The organism is Dictyobacter sp. Z7_2, assembly GCF_057551105.1.
Window position 1 is genome coordinate 1,358,994 of record NZ_BAAJPE010000001.1, and the last position, 13,601, is coordinate 1,372,594.

Below are 13,601 nucleotides of genomic sequence, written 5' to 3' on the forward strand. Positions count from 1 at the left end.
GGACAACTCTGTACAAGTAACCTCTGATATGCTCAAGAAAAAATTCGCGACAATGCCGCCTCGCTGTGCTTATCGACTCGCCCTAGAGCCACGTCATCGGCAGCAGCGTATGATTGAACCTCATGTTCATGGTGGGAGCAATAGCTCGCGCCCGCTGCTTGGCCTCTTCCGCCACAGGACCCTCAAAATGCTTATCCACTTCGGCCGCAAAGAGAGCCAGCCAGCGTCCAAAATGCTCCTCTTCGATATTCTTCTTGTTATTGAGTTGAATATGCTTATACATCATACCACCATGATAGGCTCCTGTATGAAATAAAAGGTTTTCCCAGAAATCCTCCATGATCGGCAGGTGCTCCTCAAGATTGAGTTCCGCCACCTGCGTAAAAAAGGGTCCAATTAACTCATCCTGCATCGCGTGCGTGTAGAATGAGCGAATCAAAAAGGCTATATCGTCACGATCTCTAATATCTGTCTTTGTCTGCATCGAGAATATCCTTCTTATCACCAGCGCACATAATGGCATCCCCAGGATACCAAGAACATATATACTCAAACATTCTATGATATTTTGTGCCTATTTGTCAGAAAAATGCTGCTCAACATACCTCCAGACACATAGTATGCAACTAAAATAAAAGGAAATATAGCATATTAAATTGAAGAGGAAGAGTTCAACTAAAGATTCATACTAGAAGTCACAAATTCGCATTTTAATACTTGTATTTTAAGTTAAAGTTATTGTATTCTTATTTCATCAAGAACAACAAAAATGAAAAGATCAGAGCACCAAACATCACTTTTCTTAACTGATTATCAGATTATAAAGATTGTTTTCCTGATGCAAAATCCCAACTGAACGTCAGGAAGGGGACAGATCTATGGCTATTAAAAATAATAACGCTGGTAATGATGGCTATCGGAAAAACATAAATGATATAAGAAAAAGGCCGATAACTAAAAATTTGCCACTCAAGAGCTTTGACGCGCTACGAATGCAATCAGAAAAAGAGCAAAGAGAAGCTACTGCGAATGTAGTAGAGTATAAAATGCCCAAGAAAGAGTTCACTCTTACTTCTGAAGGATTGCCACCTGGTGCCGCTCGTCCTACCATCCATGATCATTTTCTCAAATACCTTACGACGGAGGAACCAGATACTAGTTTCAGCTTAGGTGACAGCCGTGGTAGGAGTTCTGGACCTCAAAAGCCTCTCCTGGAGAATCTTAGACTGCCTGAAGAAAGATTAACTCGAAGTTCTGAGGGATTGCCCCCCGGTGCCGCTCCTGCCCAGAGTTACCCTAGCCCCGATCAATTTATCGACGCTCTTCCTACTGCGGCTGACAGACAGGATACGCGTTCTCGCTCTGTAGACAGACAGGATACGCGTTCTCGCTCTGTAGACAGACAGGATACACGTTCTCGCTCTGTAGACAGACAGGATACACGTTCTCGCTCACTAAGACAACTTTTGGAGAGCAGAAGAAAGCAATCAGATGAGAGCAAAGAAAGCCATGAGACCAAACAAGCACAGACAGAGCCAATACAGTTTCTACCTTATGTGCATCGCACGGATAAAGGGACACTTATTCTAGGAAGAACCTGGGATGTGACATGGCTAACTAAAGAACAGAGAGATGCGGGCAATAAAGGGGATAGATATGCAGATCCTGTAAAAGAAAAGAAGAGATGGAAGGATATTTTTAAAGATAAAATAACGGAAAAATCCGATCCTCATCCAGATTATAATTGCCATAGCTATACATTTACAAATGGAAAAGGAGGATGGCTAACTTCTCAGGATGTCCAGACTATCCTAAAAGACCACGATTTTAGGCCAATCGCATCAGCTTATCATTGGGCAAAAAAACCCGCTGCTGGAGATGTCATTGTCTATAAAACACAATCTTCAATGAGTCATGAACATATAACGCATACGGGTGTTGTTCGTCGTGTAGAAGGAAGAGAGATATATATTGAAAGTAAATGGGGGCAACTCGGAAGATGGGAGCATCTAGTTTCCGCTGTACCAGATGGTTATGGAAAAGAATGGACAATCTATCGTACAAACCGAGAAAAGGGTCGACTTATTCAACGAATTGACTAGGTTCATTCCAAGCAACAGTTAAAAACACGGAGATGAATATGCAGCCAGCTGATCTCACAAAACTGATAAACGCTCTTGAAGACCCAGATTTTATCCAACCAACGTATATTGCAAGTGATCATTTTCTGGTTGCTACAATTATTTTAGATGCAGCACCCGTTCAAAATCTTTCCAAGTATCAAAGCACGAGCACACCACTACTATTCGCTCGTTATTTTGAAACAAAAGAAATAATGACTGGAGAGACTCGTCTGATTTATTTTATTCTTTTTCGTATCTTCCAAAGTACTGCGATCATTCCCGAACTCGTCTCTTACCTTCTGTATAATCTTGCCGCCCCTCCTACAGAAAAAGCCACATTTTTTTCTCCCTGGCATCCTTTTTTCTATGCAGTAGAAACTCTCTCTATTTTGACAAACGATCGTTTTCCGCCTCTGTCCTTTGAAAAGTTTGAAGAGCAAGAAGCATTATATGCAGATGGCATAAGAGAGTGGTATACACAAAAATACGGTACTCTTAACATTATAACTAGAGATCACCAATGAGCTTTTCTTGCAAGAAGTACGCCATTTCCTCATCTTCGCTCCAAAGATAAGAGAATCAGCCTGCCATCTTTGTTTGGTTATCTCCTGGCTTCTTCAGCCAGCTAAAAGAAGATTAAAAGTACAATACCGCAATCCCCTTGACTGAGAGCGCACTCAAAGGTATACACTGCTCGTAAGAGAAACCTACGTATCTTCTCTCATAGCAATGAAAGGATCATTTTGTGCCTCAATCAGCATTTGGAGCTCGCTCTACCGCCAGTGAAGTCGTCGCCGGTCATGATTTGAGCGGGAAAACGATCTTGATTACCGGAGCAAGCGCGGGCATCGGATACGCGACCGCTCAGGCTTTGCTTTCAGCCCATGCCGATGTGATTGTTGCGGCTCGTGACCAGATGAAAGGAGCACAGGCAGTAGAGACGCTCCAGGAAACATATCCTGACAGCCGCGTTCATTTTCTCCCACTTGATCTTGGCTCGCTGGCCTCCGTGCGCCAGGCAGCCGCTCTCTTCTCTGATCGTTGGGATAAGCTGGATGTACTTATTAACAACGCTGGTATCATGGCAACGCCTCAGGGCTATACGGTAGATGGGTTTGAGCAGCAGTTTGCAACCAACTTTCTGGGACATTTTCTTCTGGCCCGGCTGCTACAGCCAGCCTTATCCAAAGCCGCGCCCGCCAGGATTGTCTCACTGACATCGAGCGCCCACCGCATGTCAGATGTCCACTTCGACGATATTCAGTATCGACACCGTCCGTACGATAAATGGGAAGCCTACGGCCAATCTAAGACAGCCGACGCTCTGCTGGCGGTCGCTCTGACCCGGCATATGAGCGAGCAAGGCATCACGGCCAATGCGGTCAATCCCGGCGGGGTACGTACCGACCTCCAGCAACATTTATCCTATGAGGATATGCGCGCACGTGGATACTATGACGCGGAAGGGAATCTCAATCCAAACTTCGGCACACCCGATCAAGGAGCGGCTACGAGCGTCTGGGCCAGCATCGCACCAGAGCTGCAAGGGATCGGTGGCCTCTATCTGGAAGGCTGCCAGCAAGCGGCTCCATATAATCCCGAGATTTCAGCCCTCGCTGGCTATCTGCCTTACGTTCTGGACGCCGATCATGCCGAACAGCTCTGGACCATCGCCGAGCAGCTCGTCGAGCTATAAAGATCACCAAAGACTACTTGTTGGACAGCAAGATGGAGAGCAAAACAGGCAGAAGAGAGAAAGCATTGGGGAACCTCCAGGAAAAGAGGTGTACGCTCTCCAATCGGAGAAGCCCGCTTGTCCGATTGGAGACACCCTTGGCCCCCGTGCCCTGGTCCGGTTGATAACGAGGATCGCACACTGACGATCCACTGATGAGATCACTGCCGCCTGGGCGGCAGCGTGAACACCCACCAGCGCAGTCATCACACGCCCGTTGCGAGGAGCTAGTTACCCCTGCGCAGTGGGGCGGATAACAATCTCGTTCACATCAATATCGGCTGGCTGCTCAATTGCAAACACAATAGCGCGGGCAATCGCATCTGGCGGCATTGCGAACGCAGCGTAGGTAGCGATTTGAGCTCTGACCACCGCACTTTGCACGGTATCTGCGAAGTTCGACTCTGTGGCACCTGGAGAAACGATGGTGACGCGCAACTTAGCGCCAGCTTCCTGACGCAACCCCTCGGAGATGGCGCGCACGGCGAACTTTGTGCCGGAATAGACCGACTGGTTTGATACCGTCTTATGTCCTGATGTAGAAGCGATATTGACGAAATGCCCGAAACCCTGCTGACGGAAAACCGGCAACGCTGCCGCGATGCCATACAGAACGCCTTTGAGGTTAACATCGATCATCTCATCCCAATCATCGACACGCAGTTCGTCAAGGGGGGAAATCGGTCCAACGCCGGCATTGTTGACGAGAACATCAAGCTTGCCGTACCGCTCGCATGCCAATCGGACGAGATTGGAGAGATTGTCGCGCCGTCTCACATCAGTGCGTGCATAGGCAGCTTCACCACCAGCATCCGTGATGCGGGTTGCCAGAGCCTCAAGGCGATCTGATCGGCGCGCCCCAAGGACGACTTTCACGCCGTGCTCAGCGAGCAGAAGCGCAGTCGCCTCGCCAATTCCGCTGCTTGCACCCGTAATACCAACAACTTTTCCTGCAATGTTTGACATATCCTACCTCCTGTTTCTCTTGTTAATTCTTTTGTATCACCGAAGGTGCCCCTTTCTCTGGTCACATATCCCTTCGATGGACCACTCACCTCACCTATCTGTAGTGTATAATGAGGGGCATGTTTTAACGAGATAGGTGTTTATTCTAGAACTAGCACTCCTAGTTTTCTGTCACACGATTGATACTGTTGCTAAGTTCAATTTTCGTAGGGATGTTTTACTTTTTCTCAGCACAAAGGATAGTCGGAATTCCCCATTGAGAAGGTAAAATATACTATTTGGGCTGCACCTTTCCCCACTTTTTGAATTTAGCAACCATATCCACTATTGAGCGGAGAATGTTGCGTGCCTATAAACCAATTGAAGATGGATCGTCGTCACGAATTAGCTGAATTCTTACGGAGCCGCCGTGCTCGCTTATCGCCAGAACAAGTGGGATTACCCAGAGGGACCCGAAGGCATACCCCAGGCTTACGACGTGGAGAAGTTGCCCTGCTTGCCGGAGTAAGCCTGGAGTGGTATACCTGGCTTGAGCAGGGACGGGATATCAACGTCTCGGTACAAGTTTTGGAAAGTCTCGTGCGAGCTCTGCAACTGGACGCCAACGAACGCACCCATTTATTTTTGCTGGCACTCAGACAACCTCCTCCAATCGAGACAGCTTCACAAACGACAATCAGCCCGGCCTTTCAACGGTTTCTCGATCAGCTTGGGACAATCCCCGCGTGCGTCGTTGATGTTCGTTTAAATGCCGTTGCGTGGAATAAAACTTTTTGTGCTGTTTTTGGCAACTGTGAAACGAAGTCCGAGCGAGAGCGAAACTTGATCTGGAAATTATTCATGTCACCTTCTTCCAACGAAGAGTGGGAGGAGCATGCGCGAGTGTATCTAGCGCAATTTCGTGCTGGATACGATCATTTCATCGAAGATCCCTGGTGGGCACAACAGATCGCAGAACTCTCCCGTTTCAGCTCGAAGTTTCGGGAATTATGGGCACGTCACGAGATGCTCAACGTTCCAGAAGGACGAAAATCGATGCATCATCCGCTCGTAGGAGATTTGGCTTTTGAGTTTCTTTTGTTCCAGACAGCTGATTCGGAGCATCTTCGGCTTCTGATTCACACTCCGCGTCCCAACTCTGGGACTGCCGACAAAATCGCGCGGCTTCTGGCCTTTGAGTAGGAAAGGAGGCATACCGTCTCAAAGGCCCATGACCAGGCCAACACCGCTACGGCACCCAATGGCCTCTTAAGCACATTTTGACTGGATAATATGCATGATCGGTCCTGCTACTGATAATAGCAGTTTTGGCCAGGGCCAGATGTCGCAGCACCAAAAGCGTTGTCATTGCAGGATGTCTGATTGGTAAAGGTGCTGTAAAAGTATTGTCCGTTAGTCCCGTAGGCGACTTCATGGGTGCCAGAGAAGGTACAGATACCATTCTCGGCGGCACAGATTTTCCAGGTAACCGTCGTGGAGGGTGGAGCAATCACGTAACAAGCTTTGACGGTATCGGGGACCGGATCACCACCAAAGACAGAGGTGCCACAGACAGCACTATTACTCAGGGTCGTATAGTTGAACTTACCATCCACTCCGAAAGCCACCGTCATCGTCCCCTCAAGCGAGCAGGTCGCGTTCTCGGCCGCGCATTGAGACCAGACATGGGTCGCTAATGGAACGGGCTCGATATAGCAAACTTTAGGCGTTTCCTCGATCGGATCGTCCCCGAAGGAGTCGACGTTGCAATCAATACTTGTATCTGCAGTCAGATACCTGAAGTGACCATTGGCACCAAAGGCCACCGTCATTGTGCCGCTAAAAGTGCAGGTCGTGTTTTCTGCGGCGCACAGCGTCCACATGCCCGGCAGCGATGGGAAAGATTCGTTGGTTACCTGATTGCTGCTTTTCGTCGGATTGCTGGTTACCTGATTGCTGCTTTGCGCCGAATTAGTGGAAGCATGCGATACAGGCTGCCCTGTTCGGACGTAGATGTAGGCAACGCCGCCAACGATGATGAGCATAAGCGCTAGCGATAGCATAAGAATAATGGGGATACCACGACTGCGCTTCCGCGCTACTGCGGCCTTCTCGACAGGCGCGGGAAGCGGACTGGGTGACTCATATGGGTTGGATGGGATTGGCGGATCATAAGGTGAATTATTTTGCCAATGCATCTGTGTTTGTCCATCAAAAAAAGAGGGGTCGTACGCTTGCCCCGTATGATACGTTTGGTTTGTATGATGCGTTTGGTCTGTATTAGATGTATGTGGAATATCCCGAATAGGTTGCCATCTGGGATCCTGATTCATGTGATTATCTCCTCAATACTCATTTATATGTATATAAACGCTATGATCTCATACATATAGAGCACAGCCATCGCGATGTTGTAGTAAAAGGATCCACGCCGATGGCTTCTTATTGCATAACTCAGAAATTAAAACAAAGATCGTTTCATGTCTATGCGCGAAGATTTTTTTTGTGATACCTGTATAGTGAAAGAGCTGCTCATAGCTTCATTGTGTACTGTATTTTAGCACAGCTATACATTACTCTATATAAAGCGTTAGTACTTTAGAACTTGTTGATTTTTATATCCTTGAGCACATAGAGCGGCATGAAATGCAAAGGTCATCGCTCCCCGACGTAGCGTTTGGTCGCGATGACCTTTGACTGATCACTCGTACTGCTCGGTATCGCTACTGATAATAACAGGTCTTCACCGTGTTCTGGGCTGGATCGCCGAAGACGGTGTTCGTACAAGGAGTTTGATTGGTAAAGGTACCATAGGAGTAGTTTCCATTAGCCCCGTAGGCGACTTCGCGGGTGCCCGAGAAGGTGCAGGTGCCATTTTCAGCGGCACAAACTCCCCATGTTGCCGTTGTCGATGGCGGTGCGATCACGTAACAGGCTTTGACCGTGTTGGGAAGCGGATCGTTGCCAAAGGCGGCATTGCTGCAAATCGTGCTATCGCTCAAGGTTGCATAATTGAACTTGCCATTGGCACCATAGGCCACCGTCATCGTTCCTTCCAGAGAGCAGGTCGCGTTCTCGACGGCACACTGCGACCAGACAGATGTGGCCGGCGGGGCTGGCTCGGTATAGCAAGTTTTGGCAGTGTTGGCAATCGGATCACCTCCAAACGCGGTGCTCGTGCAGGCGATGCTGGAACTAGCAGTCGCATACTTGAACTTGCCATTGGCACCATAGGCCACCGTCATCGTGCCATTAAAAGAGCAGGTAGCATTCTCAACGGCACACTGCGTCCACATGCCCGGTAGTTGCGAGACGGTAGTGTTCGTCGACGGATAACTGAAGGTATAAGAACCAGCCTGTACTCCTCTAAAGTAGATATAGCTGGAGTCAGAGTCGGCACTGGCAATACCACTGGCTCCCGTAAAGGATGTGCCGTTCCAGGCACTGGCACCGTTGATGGTCACGACACGACTCTGTCCGAAGGTGGGGACGGCGATAACACCCGTTGAGCCACTATTAGTAGAAGCATCAACCGTCATGTTAAAGCTTCCATTTAAACTATGATCATAGCTCACATGCAGCTTTTTTGCAGAGGCGACGGTGAGCGTTCCCTCAACATGCGTTAAGTTGGCTGCATGCGGGATAACTTGATAGGTCACACCGGCTGCACTGGTGGGTGAAACTCCAAGCACATACTGTGTTAAAGCGCCCGTGGGTCCAGTAGACCATCCATGAGATAGACTGGAGAACGAACCACCATTGGCAAAGCCTCCGGTGGAGGTCATACCCTCCCAGAAAGTGCTGTGCGTGCCTGCGTTCGAGCTGAGCATATAGCCCCACTCGCGCTTCATCAAGTTGAGCGCATCGGCATCATTACTGGCGGCGAAGCGCGCATATAACTCCATCGAGCTGGCAAACGGCGAGATATTGTTGCTCCACTCCGGCGACTGCGAGCCGATAGTGTTCCAGTTGCCGTGTAAGACGTTGACGATACTTGTGGCTTGCGCCGATGTAGAAACGACGTTGTACCAGACCGCCAGCGAATTACCATCCTGCGGATACAACGTGCTGCTGGGATTATCTTTGTAGGCTCCCTTTGCTGCATCCCATAAACGTGCATTGATCTGCGTTTTCAGGTTGGCAGCCTGTGTGCTATAGGTGTTTGCCAGTGAGGTGTTCCCTTCAGCCTTTGCCAGTGTAGATCCTGTGGTCAGCACTTCATAGAGCATGGAGTTGGCTTCAATATTCTCTCCCCCCTGGCTACCACGTGCCCAGTCACTGGTGTTCGTGACATTGAGTAGACCATTGCTATCAATTTTGCCCGTACTGTAACTGACACCATGCTGATATTGCGCCCAGATACCATCCAGCCAGCTTTTATCGGCCGTATAGAGATAGTAGTTATAGGTACCAATCAGTGTCCACATATGATAGGTATCGGAATCGGGGAAGCTGTACTGCGGTCCAGAATAGGGCAGTTCGCCAGTCGTGGTGTTCTGAGCCTGATAGAGCGTCGCCAATGAGTTCTTCGTGGCAAGCATGTCATCGGTACTGACATACTCGGTCGCCGATGAGATCCCCATGTCGCCCGGCCAGACAGTACGATCGCGCTTGGCTCCATCGGAGAGCACCTCGGTACCCACGCCGACGGTCGCATTGTTCTCCCAACCACCTCCCGACGGATCAGGCCAGACACGCCCCTGCGTCGAGCCGATCGTGGACAGCTGGACCGTGTACGCTCCCGCATACCAGATCTGATTGAGCAGGGTGTCGTTCGAGTAGAAATAGTTGGGGTAGGCCGCTGGATTACTCATGGCTGGCTCAGCCGTGAAGTTGAGTGAGACTCCACTGATATCGACCCATCCCGAGGAGTGCAGAAAAAGCGTCAGGTAGCGGAAGCCGCCGCGTAGCTTATCGGCAGGCATCGTATACGTACCAGCACCTGAAACGGCAGCGTAGATAGCTCCATCATTACCATCATTGGTAGAAGCATCACTGCTGGTACCAACGTAGAGCGGCGATTCGGTAAAGGCTAATCCGACACTCTGGCTGGCATCGCTTGAGCCTGCAAACGTGAGCGTCACGATACCGCCGACCTCTTTACCGAAATCAACCGTAACATAGGAACCATTGCCGGTCAGGCGCGTAGCCTGTCCAGAGAGCAGATTGGTTGGATTGCTGACGGTGCCGGAGGTGATATAGATGGCACCAGGCGCAATCGTTCGTGTAGTGGGCGAATAATTATAGGCATCTCCTGGCGTGGAGGCAGATGCAACGGTGGGCGCTGCATGCGCAACAGGGACTGCACCAGCAGTAAGTAGTACTCCGCCATATAGGCAGAGATTCAAAATCACTGCGATGAAAAACAGACGTTTCATTGATTGCGACTCCTTGCTCGGCTTTGTGCAAAAGGACACGCTTGATAATAACGTTTTATGAGGTGAGAGCTGAGGCAAATATCAGCATGTGTTCTTGTCTGGACCTACGGATTTGTTGCTGATACGAAGCGCCATGCTGGTGGCAAGAACACCGATGTGCATAGAAACAAACCTCCTTCTTCCTTGATAAGAAATTTGCCGGTGATATGGCTCACATCATGCGAGCAGAAATGGATACGTGAGGGATACATCTTCTACAAAATAACGCATATGCAGAATTGAAACGTTTCATATCCATAAAAGCAATGATACTCAACGTTTTTTTATTTGTCAACTGCACATTTCAGATTGGGTGTGATTCATTTTTTGCCATCAGAACGCTTCGAGATACAAGGTTCCCGGCATCCGTGCCGAGCGAAGCCCCAACAATTGAGAGAAGAGTCGAAGATGATAGCTCAACTTCAGCATGCATGGGAACAGTTGCTCCAGCAATTTACATATGATCAGGAGCGTGTTCAAGGCACATTTATGGCACTCGTTGAAGCCTACAGCGGTCCAGAACGGGTCTATCACACGCTTGAGCATATTGAGGCGATGCTGCAATGGATCGAAAAGCTGCGTAGCCAGATCCTCAATCTGCCAACGATTCAGCTGGCAGTCTGGTTTCATGATAGTGTCTACGATCCCCGCGCCAACGATAACGAAGAGCAGAGCGCTATCTATGCACAAAACATGCTAACTGACCTGACAGTCCCCTCTGAAACAATTCAAGCCGTCGCGCAGATGATTCTGAGCACTAAAACCCATCAAGCCATAGCCAACATGCCAGATTGCCAGATCCTCCTGGACACTGATCTGACAATCCTCGGCACTCCGGCCTCGCGCTACGACGCCTACGCTCAAGCGATCCGGCAGGAGTATAGCTGGGTGCCAGAGGCATCCTATCGGACCGGCAGAGCACAGGTTCTACAAAGCTTCCTGCAACGTCCACGAATTTATAGAACAGAGCCCCTCTATACAATCCTGGAAGTGCAGGCCAGAGAGAATATCTACCGCGAGATGACGTTATTGTAGAATTCTATCTACATCCTCTGGGGATGGTACACTAGATAGAATCCCACAACCGTTCCTCAATGATTGAGAAGGAGATGATTTGCTATGAAAGCAGTCTTATGTACAGCGTATGGTCCGCCAGAAGGGCTTGAGCTGGCGGAGCTGGACGCTCCGATGCCGGGCAAAGATCAAGTAATTGTGCGTGTGAAAGCGAGCGGTATCAATTTCCCTGATACGTTGATCATTCAGGGAAAATATCAATTCAAGCCTCCATTGCCATTCATTCCGGGCAGCGATGTGGCCGGGATTGTCACGGCAGTAGGCGAGAACATCAAGCATGTTCAGATAGGCAGCAGCGTGATCGGCACGACCAATATCGGCGGCTTCGCTGAAGAGGTTGCAGTCGATAGCCACATGCTGATTCCTCTCCCGGAGGGCGTCGACTTTGCCGCCGCCGCAGGATTAGTCATGCCCTACGGTACCTCATATCATGCGCTCAAGGATCGTGCCCAGATCAGGGCGGGAGAGACGCTACTGGTATTGGGCGCCGCTGGTGGCGTCGGATTGGCCGCCATCGAGTTGGCGAAGATCATGGGAGCTCGTGTCATCGCGGCTGCATCGAGCGATGAGAAACTAGCAGTCTGCAAGGAGCATGGTGCAGATGAGTGTATCAATTACAGCACAGAGGATCTCAGGACACGTCTTAAGACTCTGACTGGCGGCAAGGGCGTCGATGTGGTCTACGATCCAGTCGGCGGTCCCTATACCGAGCCGGCCCTGCGCAGTATGGCCTGGAACGGACGCTATCTCGTGATCGGCTTCGCCGCTGGCGACATCCCTCGCATCCCCCTCAATCTCCCTTTGCTCAAAGGCTGCTCGATTGTCGGCGTCTTTTGGGGCAACTTCGCCATGTATGAAAGCCAGCGCAATCAGCAGAATCTACAGGAACTGTTGGCCTGGTTCGTCTCAGGCAAGATCAAGCCACACATCTCCAAAACCTATCCCCTCAAAGAGGTTGCGCAGGCACTCAATGACATCATGGAACGTCGCGCCACTGGCAAGGTAGTATTGCTGCCGACAGATATCAAACCATCGGGACAGGATTCCTTCCCAACAGCTTAGAGCAGTAATCAAACAACTAGCCTCACAGGAGATGATATGGCTACAATCTCCTGTGAGTTCAGTTTAACCCAGGACATGTCAACGAGCTGAAATCGGCTCATGCGCTTCATATTCTCGCGAAAAGGATCTGAATTGGAAGGCGCGAATAATTAGCAGTATGCCAAACACAAAGGCATATACAGCAAGTAGCCAGATCAAACTTAAGAGCCCAGTCCCGGGCCGAATAACCAACAGCACCCCAAACACGACCGAGATAATCCCGGCAATAGCAAGAGTCCATTCGAGGGCTCCATGCGATTGCCTCAGTGAGAAGGCGGCAGCAATCTCGAAAAGTCCAGTTGAGATCGCCCACAGGGCCACAAGATAGAGTAAGATCAGAGCGGTGATCGCCGGCCACGCGAAAGTCAACAGGCCGAAAGCAATACCCAGGATACCTTCGATGAGAAGTATCCACCACTGAGGCGCACTTTTACGCTCCTGGAGCGAAACAAGTACCGCCACCACGCCATCCACCAGAGCGTACGTCCCAAAGAAAAAGATTAATATGAAGAGTGTTAATCCCGGCCAGAGGAATGTCGCAAAGCCAAAAAGTACAGCTAAAATTCCACGTATTAAGATACTCCACCAATAGTGACGCGAGACCTGCCTGTTTGGATTCATAGTAAACTGCATGATGTTTCTCCTGCTTCCAGCATAGCTATTCTTACCAGCATTCATAGAAAGATGTACAGAACGACTTTAGCCTCACAAAAAGTTGAAACAACCGCATCTCTGGCTCGCTATTGATGCAACCAGCACCAAATCTCGCTAGCCTACCAATACATAAAAGTATACGTTGGCAAATATGGCTTGTCAAGTATTTATATTATCTCATCTATCATTTATAGATATTGTCTATTATTTATGCGCTGCTGCACATTATTTGTACGATACATAAGCACTGTTATGATTCTACCGGCAACTTCCATAGCGATAAATGATGCGACACATCACATTTTTAGAAGATAGGTAAGAGCATATGACTTTGGCATTTCAAATAAAAAGCTCGTCTGAAAATCAGCGATAGAATAACAACACCGATGGGAAAATGTGGGAAAATAGCTTATACATATTGACATATATAAATATGTATGGTAAACATGTTTATAAGGCTTAAGAAATAATTTTCAATGGAGTGTTACATCGATCGTACTCCACTTAATCAACTATGATAAATTATAGGTCCTTGTTTGATATTCACCTGGC

General features: G+C 49.1%; 11 protein-coding genes. 6 read left to right on the forward strand and 5 right to left on the reverse strand.

Annotated features, from left to right (window positions below; translation table 11 throughout):
* Positions 1 to 82: 82 nt before the first annotated feature.
* Complete coding sequence (locus tag AC27N8_RS05180; protein WP_487064639.1) at positions 83 to 484, reverse strand: group III truncated hemoglobin; 402 nt, start codon at positions 482 to 484, stop codon at positions 83 to 85.
* Positions 485 to 878: 394 nt separating this feature from the next.
* Here AC27N8_RS05180 and AC27N8_RS05185 point away from each other — a divergent pair, with 394 nt between their 5' ends.
* The 3 genes from AC27N8_RS05185 to AC27N8_RS05195 all read left to right on the forward strand — a co-directional run bounded on the left by AC27N8_RS05185 (position 879) and on the right by AC27N8_RS05195 (position 3,819).
* Positions 879 to 2,102 (forward strand): CHAP domain-containing protein, encoded by a 1,224-nt coding sequence (locus AC27N8_RS05185; RefSeq protein WP_487064641.1) that lies wholly within the window; start codon positions 879 to 881, stop codon positions 2,100 to 2,102.
* Between the two features lie 38 nt (positions 2,103 to 2,140).
* Positions 2,141 to 2,647, forward strand: coding sequence for a hypothetical protein (locus tag AC27N8_RS05190; protein ID WP_487064643.1), 507 nt, complete (start codon positions 2,141 to 2,143; stop codon positions 2,645 to 2,647).
* Positions 2,648 to 2,868: 221 nt separating this feature from the next.
* Positions 2,869 to 3,819 carry an SDR family NAD(P)-dependent oxidoreductase gene (locus tag AC27N8_RS05195; RefSeq protein WP_487064645.1) on the forward strand — a complete coding sequence of 317 codons (951 nt, stop codon included), beginning with the start codon at positions 2,869 to 2,871 and terminating at the stop codon, positions 3,817 to 3,819.
* 270 nt (positions 3,820 to 4,089) lie between these two features.
* Here the strand turns inward: AC27N8_RS05195 and AC27N8_RS05200 are convergent, their stop codons facing one another.
* Entirely contained in the window at positions 4,090 to 4,824 is a 735-nt protein-coding gene (locus tag AC27N8_RS05200; RefSeq protein ID WP_487064647.1) for an SDR family oxidoreductase, read from the reverse strand.
* A gap of 351 nt (positions 4,825 to 5,175) precedes the next feature.
* Between AC27N8_RS05200 and AC27N8_RS05205 the strand changes: the two genes are divergently transcribed.
* Positions 5,176 to 6,006: a helix-turn-helix transcriptional regulator gene (locus tag AC27N8_RS05205; RefSeq protein ID WP_487067905.1), complete on the forward strand. Its 831-nt coding sequence runs from the start codon at positions 5,176 to 5,178 to the stop codon at positions 6,004 to 6,006.
* 107 nt (positions 6,007 to 6,113) lie between these two features.
* On the opposite strand, the gene AC27N8_RS05210 is transcribed toward AC27N8_RS05205, so the two are convergent.
* The gene (locus AC27N8_RS05210) at positions 6,114 to 7,136 is read right to left on the reverse strand and encodes a hypothetical protein (protein WP_487064649.1); all 1,023 of its coding nucleotides are present in this window, start codon (positions 7,134 to 7,136) and stop codon (positions 6,114 to 6,116) included.
* A gap of 390 nt (positions 7,137 to 7,526) precedes the next feature.
* Positions 7,527 to 10,181: an alpha-L-rhamnosidase-related protein gene (locus tag AC27N8_RS05215; protein ID WP_487064651.1), complete on the reverse strand. Its 2,655-nt coding sequence runs from the start codon at positions 10,179 to 10,181 to the stop codon at positions 7,527 to 7,529.
* 447 nt (positions 10,182 to 10,628) lie between these two features.
* Between AC27N8_RS05215 and AC27N8_RS05220 the strand changes: the two genes are divergently transcribed.
* Together AC27N8_RS05220 and AC27N8_RS05225 are read left to right on the forward strand one after the other, a co-directional pair.
* Positions 10,629 to 11,255 carry an HD domain-containing protein gene (locus tag AC27N8_RS05220; protein WP_487064653.1) on the forward strand — a complete coding sequence of 209 codons (627 nt, stop codon included), beginning with the start codon at positions 10,629 to 10,631 and terminating at the stop codon, positions 11,253 to 11,255.
* Between the two features lie 84 nt (positions 11,256 to 11,339).
* Complete coding sequence (locus AC27N8_RS05225) at positions 11,340 to 12,356, forward strand: NADPH:quinone oxidoreductase family protein (protein ID WP_487064655.1); 1,017 nt, start codon at positions 11,340 to 11,342, stop codon at positions 12,354 to 12,356.
* 78 nt (positions 12,357 to 12,434) lie between these two features.
* Here the strand turns inward: AC27N8_RS05225 and AC27N8_RS05230 are convergent, their stop codons facing one another.
* The gene (locus tag AC27N8_RS05230) at positions 12,435 to 13,028 is read right to left on the reverse strand and encodes an HdeD family acid-resistance protein (RefSeq protein ID WP_487064657.1); all 594 of its coding nucleotides are present in this window, start codon (positions 13,026 to 13,028) and stop codon (positions 12,435 to 12,437) included.
* Positions 13,029 to 13,601 lie beyond the last annotated feature (573 nt).

What these genes read in the sequence shown, in the direction of transcription:
- AC27N8_RS05180 (WP_487064639.1), bottom strand. Translation starts at nt 484, where the DNA reads ATGCAGACAAAGACAGATATTAGAGATCGTGACGATATAGCCTTTTTG.
- AC27N8_RS05185 (WP_487064641.1), top strand. Translation starts at nt 879, where the DNA reads ATGGCTATTAAAAATAATAACGCTGGTAATGATGGCTATCGGAAAAAC.
- AC27N8_RS05190 (WP_487064643.1), top strand. Translation starts at nt 2,141, where the DNA reads ATGCAGCCAGCTGATCTCACAAAACTGATAAACGCTCTTGAAGACCCA.
- AC27N8_RS05200 (WP_487064647.1), bottom strand. Translation starts at nt 4,824, where the DNA reads ATGTCAAACATTGCAGGAAAAGTTGTTGGTATTACGGGTGCAAGCAGC.
- AC27N8_RS05210 (WP_487064649.1), bottom strand. Translation starts at nt 7,136, where the DNA reads ATGAATCAGGATCCCAGATGGCAACCTATTCGGGATATTCCACATACA.
- AC27N8_RS05215 (WP_487064651.1), bottom strand. Translation starts at nt 10,181, where the DNA reads ATGAAACGTCTGTTTTTCATCGCAGTGATTTTGAATCTCTGCCTATAT.
- AC27N8_RS05220 (WP_487064653.1), top strand. Translation starts at nt 10,629, where the DNA reads ATGATAGCTCAACTTCAGCATGCATGGGAACAGTTGCTCCAGCAATTT.
- AC27N8_RS05225 (WP_487064655.1), top strand. Translation starts at nt 11,340, where the DNA reads ATGAAAGCAGTCTTATGTACAGCGTATGGTCCGCCAGAAGGGCTTGAG.
- AC27N8_RS05230 (WP_487064657.1), bottom strand. Translation starts at nt 13,028, where the DNA reads ATGCAGTTTACTATGAATCCAAACAGGCAGGTCTCGCGTCACTATTGG.